Source organism: Herpetosiphon sp. NSE202, assembly GCF_042688385.1.
Taxonomy (GTDB): Bacteria; Chloroflexota; Chloroflexia; order Chloroflexales; family Herpetosiphonaceae; genus Herpetosiphon.
Genome location: NZ_JBHUPY010000021.1, coordinates 1 through 20957, shown reverse-complemented (window position 1 = coordinate 20957; position 20957 = coordinate 1). Strand labels below are relative to the sequence as shown.

The 20957-nt window shown below is 47.1% G+C and carries 17 protein-coding genes; 15 read left to right on the top strand and 2 right to left on the bottom strand.

What is annotated here, in order from left to right:
• The first annotated feature begins 143 nt into the window (after positions 1 to 143).
• The 14 genes from ACFMKP_RS21510 to ACFMKP_RS21445 all read left to right on the top strand — a co-directional run bounded on the left by ACFMKP_RS21510 (position 144) and on the right by ACFMKP_RS21445 (position 16832).
• Positions 144 to 6236, top strand: a complete 6093-nt coding sequence (locus tag ACFMKP_RS21510) for an RHS repeat-associated core domain-containing protein (RefSeq protein WP_382294952.1) — start codon at positions 144 to 146, stop codon at positions 6234 to 6236.
• A 579-nt stretch (positions 6237 to 6815) separates the two neighbouring features.
• The gene (locus tag ACFMKP_RS21505) at positions 6816 to 7364 is read left to right on the top strand and encodes a hypothetical protein (protein WP_382294951.1); all 549 of its coding nucleotides are present in this window, start codon (positions 6816 to 6818) and stop codon (positions 7362 to 7364) included.
• A gap of 129 nt (positions 7365 to 7493) precedes the next feature.
• Positions 7494 to 8117, top strand: coding sequence for a hypothetical protein (locus tag ACFMKP_RS21500; RefSeq protein WP_382294949.1), 624 nt, complete (start codon positions 7494 to 7496; stop codon positions 8115 to 8117).
• Between the two features lie 87 nt (positions 8118 to 8204).
• On the top strand, positions 8205 to 8642 hold the full coding sequence (locus ACFMKP_RS21495) for a hypothetical protein (protein ID WP_382294948.1): 438 nt from the start codon (positions 8205 to 8207) through the stop codon (positions 8640 to 8642).
• 6 nt (positions 8643 to 8648) lie between these two features.
• Entirely contained in the window at positions 8649 to 9125 is a 477-nt protein-coding gene (locus ACFMKP_RS21490; RefSeq protein ID WP_382294947.1) for a hypothetical protein, read from the top strand.
• A gap of 585 nt (positions 9126 to 9710) precedes the next feature.
• Entirely contained in the window at positions 9711 to 10223 is a 513-nt protein-coding gene (locus ACFMKP_RS21485; RefSeq protein ID WP_382294946.1) for a hypothetical protein, read from the top strand.
• A 148-nt stretch (positions 10224 to 10371) separates the two neighbouring features.
• Complete coding sequence (locus tag ACFMKP_RS21480; RefSeq protein WP_382294944.1) at positions 10372 to 10620, top strand: hypothetical protein; 249 nt, start codon at positions 10372 to 10374, stop codon at positions 10618 to 10620.
• 18 nt (positions 10621 to 10638) lie between these two features.
• Positions 10639 to 11193, top strand: a complete 555-nt coding sequence (locus tag ACFMKP_RS21475) for a hypothetical protein (protein ID WP_382294943.1) — start codon at positions 10639 to 10641, stop codon at positions 11191 to 11193.
• 21 nt (positions 11194 to 11214) lie between these two features.
• Complete coding sequence (locus tag ACFMKP_RS21470; RefSeq protein WP_382294941.1) at positions 11215 to 11514, top strand: hypothetical protein; 300 nt, start codon at positions 11215 to 11217, stop codon at positions 11512 to 11514.
• Positions 11515 to 11856: 342 nt separating this feature from the next.
• Positions 11857 to 12351, top strand: a complete 495-nt coding sequence (locus tag ACFMKP_RS21465) for a hypothetical protein (protein WP_382294939.1) — start codon at positions 11857 to 11859, stop codon at positions 12349 to 12351.
• Between the two features lie 83 nt (positions 12352 to 12434).
• On the top strand, positions 12435 to 12746 hold the full coding sequence (locus ACFMKP_RS21460) for a hypothetical protein (protein WP_382294937.1): 312 nt from the start codon (positions 12435 to 12437) through the stop codon (positions 12744 to 12746).
• A 332-nt stretch (positions 12747 to 13078) separates the two neighbouring features.
• Positions 13079 to 14458: a bifunctional UDP-N-acetylglucosamine diphosphorylase/glucosamine-1-phosphate N-acetyltransferase GlmU gene (glmU, locus tag ACFMKP_RS21455; RefSeq protein ID WP_382294935.1), complete on the top strand. Its 1380-nt coding sequence runs from the start codon at positions 13079 to 13081 to the stop codon at positions 14456 to 14458.
• A gap of 47 nt (positions 14459 to 14505) precedes the next feature.
• Positions 14506 to 15444: a ribose-phosphate pyrophosphokinase gene (locus tag ACFMKP_RS21450; RefSeq protein WP_110519700.1), complete on the top strand. Its 939-nt coding sequence runs from the start codon at positions 14506 to 14508 to the stop codon at positions 15442 to 15444.
• Positions 15445 to 15578: 134 nt separating this feature from the next.
• Positions 15579 to 16832 (top strand): glycosyltransferase family 4 protein, encoded by a 1254-nt coding sequence (locus ACFMKP_RS21445; RefSeq protein ID WP_382294933.1) that lies wholly within the window; start codon positions 15579 to 15581, stop codon positions 16830 to 16832.
• Between the two features lie 260 nt (positions 16833 to 17092).
• Here the strand turns inward: ACFMKP_RS21445 and ACFMKP_RS21440 are convergent, their stop codons facing one another.
• Positions 17093 to 18349, bottom strand: a complete 1257-nt coding sequence (locus ACFMKP_RS21440) for a carboxypeptidase regulatory-like domain-containing protein (RefSeq protein ID WP_382294931.1) — start codon at positions 18347 to 18349, stop codon at positions 17093 to 17095.
• A gap of 252 nt (positions 18350 to 18601) precedes the next feature.
• On the opposite strand from ACFMKP_RS21440, the gene ACFMKP_RS21435 reads away from it, so the two are divergent.
• The gene (locus ACFMKP_RS21435) at positions 18602 to 20047 is read left to right on the top strand and encodes a hypothetical protein (RefSeq protein ID WP_382294929.1); all 1446 of its coding nucleotides are present in this window, start codon (positions 18602 to 18604) and stop codon (positions 20045 to 20047) included.
• 69 nt (positions 20048 to 20116) lie between these two features.
• Here the strand turns inward: ACFMKP_RS21435 and ACFMKP_RS21430 are convergent, their stop codons facing one another.
• Positions 20117 to 20452, bottom strand: coding sequence for a YrdB family protein (locus ACFMKP_RS21430; RefSeq protein WP_382294927.1), 336 nt, complete (start codon positions 20450 to 20452; stop codon positions 20117 to 20119).
• Positions 20453 to 20957: the final 505 nt, after the last annotated feature.

Genomic DNA, 20957 nt, shown 5'->3' with positions numbered 1-20957 from the left:
GAGAATACAGAACTACCTTCATTCAAAAAAAATAAAGTTAATCCGTAGCTAACTCTATCCATGATGTTTGCATAACACGATTATGATTACAATTAATCATAATTCTGTTGACCTTGGCATGTTTTCTTATTTGAGAGAATTCTATGTTAATTTCTTCACGCCTTAAGCGTGCTGTTTCTGCTGCCTTATTAACAGCATTAACTACTTCTTTGCTTCCTAGCCAAGCAATCAATGCCCAAGAAAACGTTCGCACACCAGATCAAGCATTACCTAATCAACAACCAATTGTGGTTAATCAAGCTGCGCGCTATGCTAGCGTTGCAATTAATCTACGTTCTGAAAAATCTTTCGTCAAAGTAGGTAGTACTACAACATTTAAAGTAGATATTCGTAATGTTGGAGCGCTTGCTGCATCAAATATCATTGTTTCATTGCCTGTTCCTAAAGACGTAACCCCAATTTCAAAAGATGGACTTAACGCTAATGGTAGTGAATGGGTCTGGCAACTGAGTACGTTAGAGCCAGGAAAATCACATTATTTTGAAGTAAGCGTTCAAGCTAATAAAAATATTTCCGCAGGCGCAATTATTGCAACTGCTACAGTCAACAGTCCCCAGATGGCCCAGCCAATCGCTAGCAATAGTGGGTTTGTGCTCATTCCCAACACAGCCGAGCGCAATCCCAACCCAACAACCTCTGCTGATGGGCGGGTAATACTCGCTGAAAGCAAAGCAGTTAATCCTACATGGACGATGACAACCGATGTATCAACCGTACATCCAACCCAACGTGGGCTTGCGCCAGTTGTTGTTTCAAGCTCATTGCAAAGCCGAGGAGCAGTTAAAACCCCAACAACACTGGTCTGGAATTACACTGATGCTCAATTAACTGCCTTAGGGATTGATGCAGCCGATTTAACGCTCTATCATTATGTTGCCGAGCAAAATCGCTGGGAAGTGGTAGCTAGCGATTTAGATTTGGTTAAGCGCCAAGTAACAGCCCGAATTGCAGCCCAAGGGCCGTATCAGCTTGGTGATGGTTCAACCCCTGCGGAAGCCTTTTTGCCAAGTTTACAAGCTTGGCAAACGAGCCTTTTTACTGGGGCAGCAACCAGCTCTTACCCAATTGATGTCCCTGCAGGCCCATCTGGAATCAAGCCAAATATCGCGCTTTCCTACAATAGCACCAGCAGCGATGGGCGCAGCGGAATGCGAAAAAAACAACAAGCCGGGTGGGTTGGGCGTGATTGGAGCCTAGATAGCGGCTCAATCAGTGCCAATGTGATTAGCGTAAACCCTGCAACCGCCAATGTCATTAACTACTATTCATTAAGTGTCAATGGCATCGCATCCGATCTCATGCGTGGTGATGCGCTGGTTACAAACCCCCAACTCAGCAACCCAACCCATTGGGCATGGCGCATGACCGATGAGTCGTTTGCGAAAGTTCAGGTTGCAGCAAATGGGGTTTCAACCAGCAGCCGTGGTGGGTTTGTCAATGGCCAAGCGCAAGCCCGTTATACCTGGACAATTTGGAGCAAAGATGGCACGCGCTATGAGTTCCAAGATGATCTCTGGTGGGGCTGGAATGATTGTAGCATTTCGAATAAATTACGCCTCGAAACCTACAAATGGATGCTCACGCGGACGGTTGATCCCCATGGCAACAGCATTAATTACAGCTATGGCCGCGATACATTTGCTGGCGCTTTGCGCTCGTGCGACCCATATAACAATGCGCAGGCAAAGGTTGATCGAGAAGTTTGGCCAACCGAAATTACATGGGGCGGCAATATCAACACTGGGGCGATTGATCGCTATCGGGTTGTTTTTGATGTCGAAGCTCGAACCAATGACTTAACCTTCGATGATGCGCCAAATCAATATGAAGGCACGAATGGCGCAGTTCGTCAAACCAAGTTGCTTGATCAAATTTTAGTCTATAGCAAACAAGCAACCACATGGGAGCTTGTGCGCGGCTATGATTTAAATTACGACTATAGTACGAGTGCGAATATTTCAATTCAAAATGGCTCGAACTATACCAGCGACGCAACGACGAGTAAATTGACCCTTACTAGTATTCAACGCCTTGGCAATACAGGCACAACAGGTTTGCCATTAACAACATTTACCTATGGTGCGCGGGTTAACGCCCCAACGCCAAATGCTAGTTGGAATCGTTTGACCCAAGTTAACAATGGCCAAGGTGGAACGATCAATTTTGCCTATGAAACCATTGGCTTGCTCAATGGTAACAATAAATTTATCAATAACCATCGAGTTACCAGCAAAACCCTCAATGATGGACGAGGCAATAGCTATACAACCAACTATAGCTATAGCAATGCCGCCTACAATTCAATTGGGACGCTGCTCGACACAACCCAATCGTCAGTCCAGCAGTATGCAAACTCAGCGGTACTGTATTACAATCTCAAATTTGATCAATCGCATGATAATAGTGCATGGCTGCAACGCCAAGCCAACACCGAGTTTCGTGGCCACTCAAAAGTGGTTGAACGCGACTCAAATGGCAACGAAACCGATCACTATTTCTATCAAGGCGATGCTGGATGTAATCCTACGGCTACAGGCACTGGCCCACAGATTTTCAACGATCTATGTTTCCAACAAATTCGCGATCGTGAAATTCTTAAAGGCAAAGAATACCGCACAGTCCAACGCCAAGGCGTAAGTAGCACAATGCTCCGTGAGGCCCTTAATACCTATACTGTTGAAATGTATAGTTATGGTGCAACACCGCTCTCAGGTCTGTGGTCGTCATTCAACTACACCAACGAAGTCGCCAATATCAATCGCGATCCTGCGCCTTCTGGTGGGCCAACCGAAACCGTCAACCGCACCAAGTATTACTACGAGCCAATCAATCAAGGTGGCGCGCAATACGGCAATGTCACCAAAGTTGAGGAATTGGATGTAACTGGTGCCGTCTATCGTTCAACCACCAATACCTACAGCATCAACACCAGCAGCGCCTATATTGTCGATCGCTTGGTCACCCAAGTGATTCGCGACGGCCAAAACCGCGTCTTGGCCTTGACCGAAAATCGCTATGACAATGCGGTCACAACCCAAGCGATGGGGACGCGCGGCTTGCTGACCTTGGTGCGCAAATATACCAATGTGCCACTCGCAGCCAGCACGACGGGCGTAACGCTCACCAGCAGCGATACCAGCTATGGTTATGATGCCTATGGCAACCAAACAACCGTAACCAGCTATGCCCAGCCCGGCACACGCTTGTTCAACGGTACAACAACCACATTTAGCGCGCCAGGCAATGGTTCAACCAGTAGCACTGTTACGACAACCTTTGATCCAACCTTCCATGCCTTCTCAATCAGCTTCAGCCAACCAACCGGTAACACCAATAGCCCAACGCTGAATCAAAGCGCTGGCTATAACTACCGTATGGGCACCTTGACCAGCGTTACTAATACAAATGGCAACGTAACAAACGCCGAATACGATGCATTTGGCCGCATGGTGGCATTAATCAAACCAGGTGATAGCAGCACGTTGCCAACTATGAAGGCCCATTATGAAGATGCGAAAATCCCCTTCCACTATTGGACGGAAACCCGTGAACAGAGCGGCTTGGGTGGAGTTCGCATCGATAGCCAATTCTACGACGGCATAGGCCGCAAGATTCAAACCAAGCAAGAAAGTATCAACGGCAGCCAAAATATCGTGGTTGATACCAAATACGATGGTGTGGGCCAAGTTACCCATGAAGCTCAACCGCGCTATGTTGCTGAAACCAGTACATCGTTCTGGGAATATACGGCGATTCCAGGCACCGGCGTTAATTGGACAACCAAGACCTACGATAGCCTTGGCCGCTTGTTAACCCTGACCACGCCAGATGGCGCAAAAACCACCAATCGCTACTGGCAATACAACAACATGAATGTGGTCGATACGATCGATCCGAATCGTCATCGGACTCAACAGCGTAGCGACCAATTTGGCCGTTTGGTCCAAGTGCAAGAATTAAGCGGTGATTGTACAACGTGGGCCTTCTTCAGCGACTTCAGCTGTGCAGGCAATTACACCACCGCGTGGGCCAGCTATGGCATGACAACCTATGCTTATAGCCCACTTGATTTGTTGACCACCAGCACCGATGCCAATACCAACATCACCAGCATGACCTACGACTCTGCTGGCCGCAAGCTGACCATGAATGACCCCGACATGGGCGCATGGAGCTATAGCTACGATGTTGATGGCAACCTGATCAGCCAAACCGATGCCAAGAACCAAACCCTGAGCTTCGAATACGACTTGCTTAATCGCTTGACCGCCAAGAAGCAGGGCCCAACCACCATTGCCAGCTACACCTATGACCAATTTGGCAGCCTATATCCGTATGGCAAAGGCCACCTGACGACGATGAGCGATGCCAGTGGCAGCACAACCTATGGCTATACCTCACGAGGTGAAGTTGAGCAAACCCAACAAACAGTCGATAACACGACCTATACCAGCCTGAACACCTATCGCGCGGATGGAAACATCAAGACATCAATCTATCCAACTGGCGAAATTATCACCTATAGTTATGATGCTGCTGGTCGCCAAACGAGCCTTGTATCAAGCTTCGGTGAATACATCCAAAGCAATGTGACCTATGATGCCTTAGGTCAAAAAACCAACGAAATGTTCCAGAATGGGCAACAAACCAACTACGGCTATGATGCTCTTTCCCAACGCTTAACCTCAATCACTACCTACGATAGCGGCATCATGCAAGAGCGCTTCAAGCGATCATTTACCTATGATCTTGCAGGCAATGTTCGCACAATCGCATCACAAGATAGCCTGAACCCAAATGAAATCATGCGCTACAGCTATGATCACCGTGATCGGGTAACCAATGCTTGTGCTGTCAGCAGCGCCAGCAGCAGCGTCTGTATTGGGGGCGCAACCTTCAATCAAAGCTATGGCTACGATGTGATTGGGAATATCACCAGCAAAGCCGGGGTCAATTACAGCTATACGAATGGCAAGCCCCACGCGGTTTCGAGCGTTGGCAGCCAAAGCTATAGCTACGATACCAACGGTAACATGCTCAATGGTGGCGGGCGCAACTACGGTTGGAACATCGAAAACCAACCAACCCAAATTAGCACCAGCACGGTCACCGAAACCTACAAATACGATGGCAACAATACCCGCGTCAAGAAAACGACGACCACTGGCAGCACTGTCAAGAGCGTCGTGTATGCTGGAGCTGTTGAGTATTGGAGCGATGGCAAGGTTGTTTCCAACTATGCAGGCATTGCCGCCCGCACAACCACGGGTAATCCCAGCACCAGCAACCGGGGCAGCGTAATCTACTTCCATGCTGATCACCTTGGTTCAATTGGGGCTATTACTGATGCTAGTGGTACGGTGATCGAAGCTGAGCGCTATGACCCATGGGGTGCAACCCGCAGTGGCAACCTCACTAGCACCGAGTTTGGCTACACTGGCCAACGCAAAGATGATGGCACAGGATTGTTGTTCTACAACGCCCGTTACTACGATGCTGCCATCGCCCGCTTCACCAGCGCTGATAGTATTGTGCCTGATACTTCTCATCGTTCATATACTGTAGATTATCATGAAAAGGACTTTAATAAAAAAGTCACTAATGAAAATAATCAACCTTTCTGGTTTTTACTAACAAAATCAGAACAGAAAGAAGCGATTAAACCTTGGGGAAGCAGTAATCCACAAGCACTTAATCGATATGCTTATGTTCTCAACAACCCATTGATTTATAATGATCCTACAGGTCATGAATCATTTATTATTGATCATAATCAACAGGATTTTTTGGGTAAAACACAAGCAGATCGTTATCTAGAAGATTTGGATACTTTTATATCCGATTTTGTATCAGATTCTGCGCTTGCATCTGCAATCCTCTGTGCAGCCCCAGGTACTTTCTGCATAGCTGGTATTGTTTCAGCCTTTACAACTGGGATTATTGCAAAACAATTAAATACCTATAAGAAAATGGTTCGAGATGCAATTGCATTCTTGGATATGAACGGAGGTGGTAAAATTAAGATTACATATAATCCAGATGGAACATTAATCGTTGAGGCAGTCTCGAATAAGAAGAATGCTCAAGGATATAATTACTTTGGACAAGATACAAAGGTATCTTATGGAGCATATTTAGCTATAGGTGCATCTCGTACTTATAATGGCACATATTAAATATAATTTATTAATAAAAGGATTATTTACCTAGGTAAATAATCCTTTTATTGGAGTCTAATTAAGTGCTATATTCTGATATATTCTATTTCTTATCGCTAGCTATTGGCTTATGGATCTATGTAGCATATTTATATGCATATATTATTCATAAAAACATGAAATATATTTTTTATTCTTTATTAATCTTATTATTGCTATCTATTATAATATATATCGATACCAATGATATTCCAATTACAATTATATTTATGATAATATTTTTCATGCATTTATTCAATAATAAAAACTTTGGTTCATTCAAAGAGTATAAAAACTTAAGAGATATTATTCTATTCCGAAGATAATTTTTATATTTTATCAGAAAATCAAATCTAATCAATGCCTCATCGATTAAGGGTTTTTGAAATTGTCTTAACTTTATCCACCATACCGAAAAGAGAGACCATGCAAACCCAGCAAACCTACATCAACCTTGGCTACTATCTTTCGCATGCAGGGTCATTTTGCGCTTGATTCGGACATATAATCACAAAAGCATCTCGAATACACAACATCAACCCATGAAGGAGCATAACAATGAGATATGTGTTTGCAATATTATTGTTAGGCCTACTGTTTCAGGGCTGTGGAGCAAGCCAATCAACCATTGTGACCGATGATCTTCGCATTGCCAGCGAGCAGCTCATGCAGACTGACGTTGTTCCCTCTGTAACGGTAATTCCGTCCTCAGTGGCGATGCCAACCCCAACTGAAGAATGGTATGAATACGCTGGCTGCGAAAACTTATCGCGCCCGCTGTATCCCCAACGACTGCTTTACCCCGACTATCGTAATCTCCTCCAGACAGATATACCAACTCCTCCGATCGAGGTTCGGCACACGACATTTAGGAGTTCAGCATCTACAACCACAATCTTAGAATGGTATCGTGAACAGGCCCTTGCATCCGACTGGCAGGAAAAGCAATTTACGGCAACGATGAGTCAGTATGAATATGGCAATGGAGTCTGTGGGCCGGCATTTGAGATAACTATTACTGTCACCAGCGATGCTACTGATTCGATAGTAACGATGACACGAGAATTTTCCGGCCCGTTTTCAACAGAGCTTTGGCCCAAAGATTAGCGTTGTCGTGCGAACTAGCGCATGCTTGAGCCAAGCTAATCAATGCCCCATGATTTAATCGGTGGGGCATTATCCGATGCTTAAAATTGCTTGATGTACCTAACGTACTCTATCGTTGAAAGGCAAACCATGCCTAGCGCGCAAACCTACATCAACCTTGGCTACTATCTTTCGCACGCAGGCTCATTTTGCGATCATTACAGAATCACAACCCCTGAGTTTTTCTTTACCGAAGATGCCACGCATCCATTGCTGCTTGAGCCTAGTTGCATGGATAAAATCACTAATGTTGGCGCGGCAACCGATTGGCTCGGCCAAAAGCTCAATGCAGGCTTTGAATTTCCGTATGTGTTTACATCGTTTGAGGTTGGGTTGGAGTTTGTTCAACGCTTTTGCAGCAAGCAGTATCAATGGCAAATTGTCAGTCCATCCATTCCCACCCAGTTTGCTGCAACCTCGCTCGCCGCGATTGAAGAATTGTATGCTCACACGAAGCCTCCACTGTATTCCATGCTTCAAGCCCAACAACCGCTGCATCCAGCCATGCAGCCACTCGGCTTCGATATTCTCTCGTTTAGTTTTTTTGAGTGGGAATCGTATCTGTACAACAAAGTATTAACTCAAGAACCAAGCTTGCTTGAGCTAAATCAACATCAACTAATCGATTCGTACGCCGATGCGGTACGCCTGACCAGAACAATCATCAATCGCGAAATCGGCTGGGATGGCTTTCTCATATCACTGGGCAATTGAGCTCCATGCTTAATTCAGGCCTTCGTTGTAGAATAGCAGCAACTTCCTCCACGCTATGTTGCCCAAATTCTATGCGGAGCACGATTCTTGAGCCAACTCAGTAGCATTAAATCAACGCTTAGTCAGCTCAGCGGTGGTGCATTGTGGTATCACGGCACAAGCTGCGACCTCGAAAGTTTTGTCATTCGCGTTATCGAGCCAATCACTCGTGAAATTCAATATTATCAATTGACGATCAACTGTGCTTGGCGTTTGCGTCAACACCACCAAGTGGTGCTCAGCAGTGATGATTATTGGTTTAATGACGATAACACGATTGCTTTCGAACCAAGCGTCGCGGCATTTTGGGCCAAGCATAATCCCGCCAATTTAATCATTTGGGCGATTGAAGTGCAGCCCCAAAGTGGCGATCTCTGCTTTTCAATCAATCATAATTATCAACTCGATATTCTGATTGATGCAGCAGCTGGCGAACATTGGGTTTTACACCACGATGGGCTTAAAATTTGTAGTTATCGCAGCTAGGGGTTTATGCACGAGATTTCGCTCATTCAACAAAAACTGGCAACTTTGCTTAGCCAAGAGCTGTGGGACGGCTTTGATTTTGGTGGCATCTTATGCTTACGGATTGGTGCAAAGCGCATGACTATCAACCACAAGCACGAAGAAGTTGAAATTGGACACTATAGCTTGCATATTAGCGGCGCATGGCGCTTGTGGCAAAACCAACGGATTATTATCGGCAGTGGTGATTGGGCGCAGCCTGACCCTGCTGGCGTTGACCGTTCAGCCTTGCACAGTTTTTTATCCAGCTTTTGGCCTCAATCGTTGTTTATCCGCAGCATTCAAATTAATCGTATTGGTGATGTTAAATTGCATTTGAGCAAAGACTATTGCTTAGAATTGTTAATTGATTCAACCAATAAAGAGTATTGGCGCTTGATCGATGATGATACTGACGAGCATTTTATCGTTGAAGCGCATGATGATGAAGAAGATTCGGCGTAACCAAACATCAGATCCTGCGTAAAACTACCATCAATAGCAAATAATATATTCATTTGAGAGGATGAATTGTATGAAATAATTAATTAAAGCATTTATTTTTTTATTATTTCTCACAGGCTGTTCATCGCATGCCAAAACAAACCCACAATCACCGCCTATTCCAGCATATCCTAATAGCCAGCTTCAAACCTTAGTGATCAAAGCTAGTACGCCTACTGGGGATGGCCAGACGTTTCAGTTTAAAAGTACCGATCCGATTGCAAAAATCTTGGATTGGTATAAACAAAATCTTTCCAAAGCAGGCTGGGAAATATCATCAATGCCAATGAATATGAATCAAATACAATTTAGTGATCCTTCAGGATGTCCTAGATACTATGTTACGATTACAGGAACTGAGAATGAACAAACAACAATTGAGCTTTTGCTCTATGCTCTTGGTTGCGAATAATCAAATAATTTAAGCAGCGTTGTTTGTAGCGAGAGGAAATTGTGGTAATTTGGTCTATTTCTTCAGTGTAACCCAATTGCAGTCCTCACCGTATAACCAGCATCAATAGCAACGAAACGAGCAGGAGCAAAAGCATGAGATTGATGTATGGGTTGGTTTTAGGCTTGATTTTAGTTGGTTGCCAAAGTACAGCACCAAATAATAACTACAATCAAGATCTTGATACAAAAATCAAAGAATTATATGGAAATCGCTTAAATAATTATCTGATTTTTGATGTAGTCTATAAAAGCGAATCTGGCGATACCGAAGTCCAAATTATTGATCTAGAACGAAAACAATTGAATTACCTGCAATTTAATCAGGATTCGCACGATATTTCTGAGATAAAAGCCATCGGCAATGATCAAATTATCGAGTATACTGATTGTAATCGAATGCTTGCTAAGCTTAACTTTTCTCCCGAAGCTGCCATCGATTTAGTTGTTAAGGCCAATCCCGAATTTGCCAATCAGCCAACTTTAGCTCTCTATAAACCTCATATCGGGGTTGGCAATTGCCACAATCTATGGCAAGTTTCAACTCGTGATGGATTGATTATGGTTGATGCTGAAACTGGCGAACTAAGCAAACCAGCAGGTTGGTAATCAGCTGCATACTATCACCAAGCCTAGGACGCTGGGATGAGCCAGTAGCCGAGGCTTTTTGCTATGCTGAATTATCACGATCAGAGCAACCTTAATAGCGCTTTCGCGTACAATCAGTGAGTTTCAAATTGAATTGAATGGAGTAGTTATGAATCAGCAACAGCTTGATAAACTCAACCTCATCGTTGGAGCAGTTTTAGTTCCGACAGGAATTATGATGATTTACCAGACTTTAGCAAACAATATAGCTTGGAATGGGATTTTTGGTGGGATTGGGTTTATTTTAATGGGAGTAAGTTATCTTCTGCAGAAGAAAATCAATAGCACTACTAAAATCATTCTTAGCGCTAGCGCACTTCTGTTTTTCGTAATTAATTTTATTATTACGGTTGTTTAATCAGAAAGCGATTTTATCATGAGCTTACAGCGTTGGATTATGCTTGGTTTATTGGTAGTATTCGCAAGTAGTGTTGGGGCTTATATTTGGCTGAATCAGCCAGAGCCACGGCCAATTCCGCCAGCAGGTTGGCAAACAATCGAACAAGCTGATTTGATTATTTCGTTGCCGCCAGAATATATTGTGCTTAATTCAACGCTGGCTAATGCCAATCAAAAATTTACCGAGACCTATAGTGGAACTTATAAAACCTTGGTAAAAATTGCCACTGATCCGGTTAAAATCGATTTTTTGGCGGTTAATCCTAAAAATGGCGATACGATTGCGATTATAGATAAAGCGTATAGCAAAAATTATCTCCCTGTTTTTGATCAATTTGATGATGTTACCGATTTGCTGATCGATATTCGCAAGCATAACCAGCAGCCAGTGGATGTATTTACTACGAGTGATCGCTCTAGAAAATACAATAAAGAGATCATATTTCAAGTTTTTAGCGAAGAATCTCAATTCCCTCAAAGTGAGCCTATTTTTGAATTAATTGGTCAGAATATTGTACTCCTCGATAATTGATTACTTTAGGATATGTATCTGATGCAAGAACGCCAACGCTTTAATACAATTTATAATGACTTATTGATAATGATGGATCAGAATACTATATGTGGTAAAGATCGAGGTCTTCTCGGTACAAGAATTCTATTTGAAATACCTGTTGCCCAGATTAGCTATATTAAGTTACGTAAACGTTTTATTTGGTTTGGTAGCCAAGGCTTCGAAATTAACTATCACAGGCAACCAAAAGGCGCGTTATTCGGCGCATTCTTTGCTTCAAATCAGATTCCGCAATGGATTGATGCATTCAACACAGCAGACATCAAAATTATCAATTGAACGATACTAGGATAAAAAATGATGAAAGAACGAATTAATACTATTTTTGCTCGGAATCCTACATTCGTGAATTTTAATCAACAAAGATTTATTATTGAAATACTTTGGGTCTTTTTTGTAAACCCAAAATATCATATTCCAATCGAACAAATTAGCTATATTAAGTTGCGTAAGAAATATTTTTTTTGGAAAGCAAGGCTTTGAAATCAATTATCGTACACATCCAAAAGGCGCGTTACTTGACTTCTTCTTTGTTTCAAAGCAACCACAAGCTTGGATAGATGCGTTTAGTGCAGCTGGCATTAAGCTTATTCCAAGCCCATAAATAGTAAAGGAATAGTGATGTTGAGCAAATTTTTTGATTGGATTAAAGGCAATAGTTCGCTAGTCGATTCATGGCAGCTACAAACACTCAATTGGCGGGTTGAAGAATATCAACTTGATTGGGAACTAGCCGAATCGGAAGCCACACCAAATCAGCCTTGGCTTTCGGTCCGAGCAACTGCCGATTTGCTTGATCACATGGTCAACGAACAATGGTTAACCGTATTTTGCTACCATAACCAAGAATTTGCCCAAGCTGATGGCATTTGGTTTGAGATGCTTGTGGATTATGATTTGGTGATTATTCTTGCCAACGATGCCGAACCTTTATTTGCACCGCTGGCTCAGCAATATCGTAAACTTAGTACGAGCACTATTCGCGATAATCGGGCTAATCAGCTGATTTGGCAACATGATGTACTTTTGCCCGAAGCTATTATCGAACATACAAAGGATTTAATGATTATCAGCCACGATGCTGATAGTATCTTTTTAATTCGGCAAGATCAATAATTATGCGTAATATTCGAGAATCCGGTTAATCCATAAAACGATCAATGACGAACTGTTGCTGAACAATGATCGAAAGGTTGATCATGAAGTTTCGGCTTAAACATGAGTATTTGGTGAGCGGTCTGCTCTATGGCGCAGCGCCATTGTTGCTGTATGCCCTGCTCGATTCGCTGTGGCTTGGCTTATTCTTCGGTTTTTGGTTGGTGGTTGGCCTGATTCGTTGGTTTACGGCGATTGTTTGGCGGCCATGGATGGTGTGGCTTGGCTATGCAGCAACACTTGGTTTAGCGGCGCTGATTATGGCGCTGGGTCTGCATCCAACAACCGTGAGTTTGTATTTTTTGGCATGGCTCGTCGCAGGAGTGGTGGCGAGCATGCTGCTTAATCGTTATTAAACCTCAACGACATCCCCTCATAGCTAGCTTACAAGGGTAGGTTTTGAGCGATTGGTCGGCGGTGGAACGTTCCCTCACCCCCCAACCCCCTCTCCCACTGAACGCGGGCGAGGGGGAGCATCCGTGGTTCACCAAAGAATTGGGAGCGAACCAGAGAAATAAAGCCCCTCGCCCGCGCCACGGGAGCGGGGTTGGGGTGAGGGGATCTTAACAACCTACCCTTGTAAGCTCATAGCTAGGCCGCAGGAACGCCCGCGTACCAGCAATTTTCTGCTAAGATAGCCCTTGCATAGAAATTATGCCTCTTACTTTGCAATGGGGAGCTTTGAACTATGACACTCGGTGTGGTTGTGCTTGCTGCTGGTCAGGGAACGCGCATGCGTTCGAGCTTACCGAAAGTTTTACATCCTGTTGCCGGATTGCCATTAGTTGAGCATGTTACCCGTCTGGCCGATGCGGTCGGCGCACAGCAGATTGTATTGGTCGTGAGCGAAGATACGTTAGCACCAATTAGCGCTGCCTTTGGCCATCGCTATCGCTATGTGGTGCAGCATGAACGGCTTGGCACAGGCCATGCGGTCGCCCAAGCCCGCGCCGAACTTGAAGGCAAGGTCGATGAAGTGCTAGTGTTGTATGGCGCTGATCCGTTGATGCGCCATGAATCGCTGCTCGAATTGCTGGCAGTACGCCGCACGAGCAATGCCAAGGCCGCAATCGTGACCTTCCAAGCCGATCCGCCCACTGGCTATGGCCGAATTGTGCGCGATGAGCATGGCGCAGTTCAGGCAATTGTCGAAGAACGCAACGCTAGCCCCGAACAACGCCGCATTACTGAAGTGAACCAAGGCGTGGCGCTCTACGATGGCGCTTGGCTCTGGAACGCCCTCGATCAGGTGCAGCCCAATAGCCTCAATGGCGAATATTATTTGACTGATTTGGTGGAGCTTGGTTTGCGCGACCATGGCGCTGGCGCAATAGCTGCTATTCAATTACGCGACCCCGACGAAGCGTTGGGAGTTAACGACCGCATTCAGTTGGCTCAAGTTGGGGCAATTTTGAATGCACGCAAGCTGCGCGCCCTGATGTTGGCCGGCGTAAGCATCGTTGATCCAGCCAGCACCTTTGTTGACCAAGATGTGCAAATTGGCATGGATACGACCCTGCTGCCGGGGACGATTCTCAAAGGGCGCACCACAATTGGGGCCAATTGTACAATCGGGCCAAACAGCCTAATCGAAGATTCACAGATTGGCGAGCATTGCAAAATTAGCTATTCCGTCGTTGAGCAAGCGCGGATGGAGTTGGGAGCCAATATTGGGCCATATGGTCACCTGCGGCGAGGAGCACACCTGATGGAGCATGTCCACATGGGCAACTTCGGCGAGGTGAAAAATGCAACCCTTGGCCCTGGTACGAAGATGGGCCATTTTTCCTACATTGGCGATGCCACAATCGGCGAGAATGTTAATATTGGTGCAGGCACAATTACCTGCAATTTTACTGCTGATGGCAAGAAGCATCGCACCGAAATTGGCGCGAACGCTTTTATTGGCTCCGATTCGATGTTGCGTGCGCCAGTTAAAATTGGCGAGGGCGCAATTACCGGAGCAGGTTCAGTTGTGACCAAAGATATACCTGATGGCGGCGTTGCCGTGGGTATGCCAGCCCGCGTCATTCGCCACCGCAAGCTTGAGCAGAGCGAGAACGAGTAGGTTTGGGTTTTTCAATTTGACCAATTACTAACTTGGGGGGGCATCGAATGGACGGGCGATTGCAGATTTTTACGGGGAATGCCAACATCCCGTTAGCTCGCAGTATCGCATCGCATCTCAATTTGAATCTCGGTCGGGCGATTGTCGGCGTTTTCAAGAATGGCGAAACTCGGGTGCAGCTTGAAGAAAACGTGCGTGGCTCAGACGTATTCATCGTACAATCCTTAACTACGCCAGTTGATCATCACCTCATGGAGTTATTGTTGATGATCGATGCCCTACGCCGAGCTTCGGCTCAACGGGTAACAGCGGTTATTCCTTACTATGGCTATGCTAAGCAAGAGAAAAAAACCACTGGGCGTGAGCCAATCTCAGCCAAATTGATCGCCAACTTGATTGCTACCGCAGGAGCCGATCGGGTGTTGACCATGGATTTGCATGCACCAGCAATCGAGGGCTTTTTCGATATTCCAGTTGATCACTTGCAAGCTGGGCCATTGATTGCCGACCACTTCCGCAGCCGCAACATGAAAAATGTCGTGGTTGTCTCGCCAGATGCTGGCGGCGTGGGTCGGGCCAATAAATTCCGCGAACGGATCGGTGCAAGTTTGGCAATTATCGCCAAGCAACGCCCAGCGCCCGATGTTTCCGAAGTTGTCGAAATGGTCGGCGACGTTGCAGGCAAGCATGCGGTGATCTTCGACGATATGATTTCAACTGGGGGAACCTTGGCCGAAGCAGCCAAAACCCTCAAAGAACGGGGCGCAATTAGCGTTGTGGCCTGCGCAACTCACGGCATCTTTGCTGGCAACGCGGTCGAATTGCTGGGCGATTCGGTGATGGAAGAAGTGTTGGTTACCGACACAATTCCCTTGCCACCAGAAGCCAATGCAGCGCGGATTGCCCAAATTTCGGTGGCATCGTTGTTTGCAGAAGCCATCATTCGGATTCACAAAGACCTTTCCTTGAGCGCACTCTTTAGCTAAACTCAACCTACAGATACCCTTAATCAAGCGCTGCTAGCTTTGGTTCTAGCAGCGCTTTTTATGTGCAGCGGAGCAAAACTTGCCCTCCTGAAGAGATGCGTTAGAATAGCCCTGACCTTAAAGGAGTTTCGTGCATGGGTTACACCATCCTGAGCATTGCCTCAACCTCATTTTTTGCTGACTACGGCGCGCATGTTCGCATTTGGGAAGAAACCCGCGCCCTGCAAAAATTAGGTCATCGCATTGTGATTGCAACCTACCATAACGGCGATAATATGCCAGGCTTTGAAATTCGCCGCTCATGGGACGTGCCATGGGTCAAGCGCACGATGGTCGGGGCTTCGCATCATAAAATGTATTTGGATGTGGCCCTTTCATGGCGGGCCTTGCGCGTTGCCATGGAAATCAAGCCCGATTTGATCCATGCCCATATTCACGAATCGGCCTTGATTGGCAGCGTGCTTTCACGCATGTTCAAGGTTCCGTTGGTGTTCGATTATCAAGGCAGCCTGACCGCCGAAATGCTCGATCACGGCTTTCTCAAACGCGATGGCATGTTTTATAAGCCGTTTCACTGGCTTGAAGATAAAATTAATCGGACAGCCGATGCGGTGCTGACCAGCTCCTTTAATGCAGCCAATATGCTACGCGACGATTGGCAATTTCCAGCTGATCGGCTCTACACCGTGCCTGATAGCGTCAATACTGATCGTTTCAGACCGTTCGATGGCTCAGCAGAATGGCATACCGAGCGTGAACGAATTCGTACTGAGTTGGGAATTCCAGCAGGCCGCAAAATTGTGGCCTATTTGGGGTTGTTGGCAGCTTATCAAGGCACGAATGTGTTGCTCGAAGCCGCGCGGATTATTCGCCAGCAGCGCGATGATGTGCATTTCTTGATTATGGGCTATCCTGATGTGCGTTCGTATTTGGCTTTGGCCGAATCGCTGGGCGTGAGCGATATTGTGACCATGCCAGGCCGCATTTTATACAAAGATGCCCACGCCTATTTGGCCTTGGGCGATGTCGCAGTTGCCCCAAAAATGTCAGCAACTGAAGGCGCTGGCAAAATTCCCAATTATATGGCCGTTGGTTTGCCTGTGATCACCTTTGATACCCCAGTCAGCCACGAAATTTTGGGCGATGCTGGGGTTTATGCCAAGTTTGGCGATGCCCAATCGCTGGCCGACGAAATTCTGGGCTTAATCGATAATCCCGATCGGCGGCATAATTTGGCCCAAACGGTACGCACACGGGCCGTCAACGAACATTCGTGGGAGCTGGCTGCGCGCCAGATCGAAGCAATTTATGAGCGGGTTTTGGCCAAACGCGCTGGCAATCCATTGCCCGAATTTCCCACCAGCTTGCAACGCGAACAAGGTTCGTGAGCAACGGAACCACGAAGAGCACGAAGGATGAGGCTATTGGCTATAGACCATTTTTAATGGTTCATTGGATTTGCAACCGTGTCCCCTCACCCCCCAGCCCCCTCTCCCACGAAAACGCGGGCGAGGGGGAGCATCCATGTTCACCATGCCGTGCGGCACAACCACGCGATTAAAGCCCTCGCCCGCCACGTGGGAGAGGGGTTGGGGTGAGGGGATCAGACCGTGGTTAACCTGATGTACCAGTACACATAGCCTCTATACTAATTGACCCGAGCTAGAAAATCGAGCGTGATCCGATACAGTTCATCAAGCTCTGGTGAGCGATCAACTGCCTGCAAATAATGCGACATGCCAGCGAAAAAATAGCTTTCGACTTCAACGCCTACGCCACGCCATTGCGCCGCCAAAAATTCCGATTGGCTGGCGGGCACAACTTCATCGGTGCGGCTATGCAGCAACAAAATTGGCGGTAGATCGGCGCGCGGGTGCAATTGAGCCGAATAGGTTGCATAGCGCTGAATTTGCTCGTCGGGATAGCCCAAGGCAATCAGGGCTTGATCAAGCCCAAACGGCGGCATAAAAGTTCCAGCCACAAAATTCTCGCGCATGGCAAATAAATCGCTAATTGGCCCGAGCAAGACCACGCCAGTAAATCCAACATCATCTTGGAGCAAGCGCAACACATGCAGGCTGCTATAACTGCCAGCCATAATCGCCACGCGGCCGCCATCAACACCCGCAAACGAGCCACCGCGAGCCAAAGCCAACAAGCGTTTGAGGTCGGCAATATCGGCTTCGAGGTCGAGGCTATAGGCTGGGCCAACCGCTAACACGCTATAACCACGCTCAGCCAGCGGAATGCTGACGCTCTCCCATTCATCGGCAGGCCCAGGATAGACCGCCAGCATCAAGGGCAAAGGGTTGGTTGCGGTAATTGGCCGATAAAGCAGGGTTAATTGCTGCTCGCCGTTATCGCCCCAAACCTGCACTTGCTGGCGCAAAGCTTGGGTTGGATAGGGCATAGTGCGGCTGACAACGCTGGTCGAGCCAATTTGCAGCTTTTCGACCGGCGCATAACTAGGCGCAATTGCTGGGACAAGTTGCAGATCGTGCTCAATTGAGCCATTATGCAGATTAACAGCACTCACATCATCGCGATAACTTGGTGCAGTAACCAATAATTGATAGTTGTTTGCTGGCAGATTGGCGAGTGTGTAGCAACCCTGAGAATTACTATTTGCCCGATGGAGCTTGCCGTTGCGCTCGCTGACTGCCACAATTGCCCCAACGATTGGTTGCTGATGGGCATCACGAATACAGCCGCTAATGCTGCGATCGGCTGGTTGGTGGCTCACGCTTTGACTCGCGTCACGCCATTGATCAAATTGATAGCGCAAGGTATTGCGAATTGGCCAAATTGTGACGCTATCGGTCGTCAAAAACCAGATCACGCCCATCGCCAATAGCCCAACGATAATTCCCAAAAGCTTGCGCCAAGAACGCTTGAACCAGTGCATAGCTTGCTCCTTTGATGAAGGTTTATGTGTTCTCGCTGCTTTTAGATTGGATCAGCATTTCGCGCTTAGCCGAAACCAGTCATTGCTTGCCCTTTAGTATGGCTTAATTTGGCTGGCCAAACTAGTGGCGCTCCTGGCAATTACTGTCGATTAAGCCTGCTCAAGTGGCCAGATAGTTGGCAAGCGCCAAAAATAACGCATAATAGCACTATTCATGGCACGAAATACAGCGAGACCAAGGGAGAACTGTTGATGGTCGAAGCACATTTATTTGGATTTGGCGTTGCCCTGTGGCTGGCGTTGTTTATCGCCACCCGCACCCACCAGCATTCAAAGCTTTTTTGGGCAATCAGTATTAGTTTGTTGGGCTTAATTGGCTTTTTTGGCTCAGGCGTAATCGGCAGCGAGGTCTCAAATCTTGCCCAATTGATTGGGCTTGAACGTGGGTTTTGGTGGAGTTCGGTGCTACCAATCAGCGCTTGGCTGATGGTTTGTAGCCTTATCCATCAAACCTTGCAGCCAAGCATCGCCAGCATCGCCATGCCGGAACGTTGGCTGACAGGCATTATTGGCGGGTTCATGATCGGGCTAGGCAGCTTCAGCAATAGTCTGTTGAATTATGCAGAGCCAGTGATGCTCGCCAGCGGCAGCCAAATTATCGGCACTGGCCAAGCCTACCCAATCTATAGTGCCTATGTGATGGGCTGTGTGAGCGCGGCACTTTGGCATTTGGTCGCAAGTTGGCGCATTGCCGAAAGCGGGATTGCGCGGCGCAGTTTGGCCAGTTTAGTGCTTGGAGCTTTATGCTTTCTGCTTGGCACAAGCATGTTATTGGCGCGGCTGATTAGCACTGGCACATGGTCGATGTTGTATGGCTATGTGCCGATTTTTGCTGGCTTGTTAATTAGCGGCTTTAGTTTGGTGCGATTTGGCTTGTTGCTTCAAGGCCAAAATGTGCTGCGCGATTTGATTTATAGTTTTTGCGAAATGAGCATTTTGGCGCTGCTCTATTTGGTCAGCGTGAATATTCTTGATCTGCTGCGCCCCAGCCAATTGGCCTTGCTTTTGACCTGCGTAATTATCAGCCACACGGGGCTTGATCGGGGGCGACGCTGGCTTGATCGCTTATTTTTCTCGCGCGCTGAGCAAGCAGCCCGCAGCCAATCGCGTGAATTTGCCGTTGCCTTGGCCTCGACACCCACGCCAATTCCCTCGCCAGCGATTGTTGCTAGCAAGCCCGATAAAACCTGGAACGATACAGTGCGGCGGGCAATTAGCGGCTTGAAAAATCCAGTGCAACTGGCCCAAAATTCCTTGTTGAGCAGTGCCTTGGTTAGCCATCTGTTGCAAGCCAAAGAGCTTGAAGATAATCGCTTGAATCGCAGTGCCATCACCCGCGAATTGTTGCTGCAAGCGATTGAGCAATTGCGGCCTGATGCCAGCCCAAGCCTAGGTGCTGGCGATGCATGGCGCTGGTACAACGTGCTCTATCTGCCCTATGTGCGCGAGATTAACCGCAAAACTGCGATCGATTGGCTGCGCCGCGGGTTAAGCGATCCTTTAATTGATGCCAGTGTGTTGAGTTGGTTGGCCGATATTGATGAGGATACATTTTATAAATGGCAGCGCCGCGCCTCGGATGTAATTGCCGCGCAGCTTTGGGAGCAGCAGCTCAAGCTATTGCAACCGGATGCTTAATCACGATGACGGGGCGGAGCATTTCACGGTATCCGCCCCGTGAGCCAATCCTTGCGAGCGGTTACACGATCACTCGCGCCAAAGCCATAGCAGCAGCATGTTAAGCGCCACCGCTAGGGCAAAGCCGATTGCCAGCTTAGGCCGATTGGCCATTACTAATGCTACTGCGCCTAGGCTAAGCATGGCTCCCTTGAGCCAGAATGTCAGCACGGGATCGAGCGGTCGGGCGGCTTTTGGCGCTAGGAATACTCCCCACACTACCGCAGCCAGCAGCGGCGCTGCCAGCCCAAGCACAATCCTAGGCCAGCCCTGAATCGTGGTGAAGCCCCAGTAGCCGAGCGCCGCCAGCATACATAGTTCCAACAGAAAGGCCACGGCGAGGTTGATTGATCGAAGAAGTGCCATATGTGTCCTCATAGCACGCTGCTAGACAGCCAGATCAAGGCCGTCAGCACCCAAGAATGAAAGAAGACAACGGCTCACACGGTCACGATCGCCTGTTGGCATGCACCAATGCAGCAGCATATCGAGCTAGTGGATCGTGATTCGTGAGCTATGCGATCATCAGTCACCTCGTCGTGAGCATGATCAGAAAATAATTCTGGTTGACCTGAACGATAACAAAACTGATGATTGTTGCTTGCTCAAGTCATTCCACAAGAGCCATAATCAACAACGCCGACAATTAGAGCTTAGAATAGTGCTTAAACGAACATAGAGCAAAGAACCAAGCATAATCTATGCTCTATGTTCTTTGCTCTATGCTCTATATGTAATGGTACATGAGGTTAACCACCACCTGATCCCCTCACCCCAACCCCTCTCCCACGCAGCGTTTAAGGGCGGACAGGGACGCGTAAACAGGGGATACAGAACGACCTCAGGTTGGTATACTGGATGGTGCAAACCA

Excerpts from the sequence above, each read along its gene's own strand:
- ACFMKP_RS21510 (WP_382294952.1), top strand. The coding sequence starts at position 144 with ATGTTAATTTCTTCACGCCTTAAGCGTGCTGTTTCTGCTGCCTTATTA.
- ACFMKP_RS21505 (WP_382294951.1), top strand. The coding sequence starts at position 6,816 with ATGAGATATGTGTTTGCAATATTATTGTTAGGCCTACTGTTTCAGGGC.
- ACFMKP_RS21500 (WP_382294949.1), top strand. The coding sequence starts at position 7,494 with ATGCCTAGCGCGCAAACCTACATCAACCTTGGCTACTATCTTTCGCAC.
- ACFMKP_RS21490 (WP_382294947.1), top strand. The coding sequence starts at position 8,649 with ATGCACGAGATTTCGCTCATTCAACAAAAACTGGCAACTTTGCTTAGC.
- ACFMKP_RS21485 (WP_382294946.1), top strand. The coding sequence starts at position 9,711 with ATGAGATTGATGTATGGGTTGGTTTTAGGCTTGATTTTAGTTGGTTGC.
- ACFMKP_RS21480 (WP_382294944.1), top strand. The coding sequence starts at position 10,372 with ATGAATCAGCAACAGCTTGATAAACTCAACCTCATCGTTGGAGCAGTT.
- ACFMKP_RS21475 (WP_382294943.1), top strand. The coding sequence starts at position 10,639 with ATGAGCTTACAGCGTTGGATTATGCTTGGTTTATTGGTAGTATTCGCA.
- ACFMKP_RS21470 (WP_382294941.1), top strand. The coding sequence starts at position 11,215 with ATGCAAGAACGCCAACGCTTTAATACAATTTATAATGACTTATTGATA.
- ACFMKP_RS21465 (WP_382294939.1), top strand. The coding sequence starts at position 11,857 with ATGTTGAGCAAATTTTTTGATTGGATTAAAGGCAATAGTTCGCTAGTC.
- ACFMKP_RS21460 (WP_382294937.1), top strand. The coding sequence starts at position 12,435 with ATGAAGTTTCGGCTTAAACATGAGTATTTGGTGAGCGGTCTGCTCTAT.
- glmU (WP_382294935.1), top strand. The coding sequence starts at position 13,079 with ATGACACTCGGTGTGGTTGTGCTTGCTGCTGGTCAGGGAACGCGCATG.
- ACFMKP_RS21450 (WP_110519700.1), top strand. The coding sequence starts at position 14,506 with ATGGACGGGCGATTGCAGATTTTTACGGGGAATGCCAACATCCCGTTA.
- ACFMKP_RS21445 (WP_382294933.1), top strand. The coding sequence starts at position 15,579 with ATGGGTTACACCATCCTGAGCATTGCCTCAACCTCATTTTTTGCTGAC.
- ACFMKP_RS21440 (WP_382294931.1), bottom strand. The coding sequence starts at position 18,349 with ATGCACTGGTTCAAGCGTTCTTGGCGCAAGCTTTTGGGAATTATCGTT.
- ACFMKP_RS21435 (WP_382294929.1), top strand. The coding sequence starts at position 18,602 with ATGGTCGAAGCACATTTATTTGGATTTGGCGTTGCCCTGTGGCTGGCG.
- ACFMKP_RS21430 (WP_382294927.1), bottom strand. The coding sequence starts at position 20,452 with ATGGCACTTCTTCGATCAATCAACCTCGCCGTGGCCTTTCTGTTGGAA.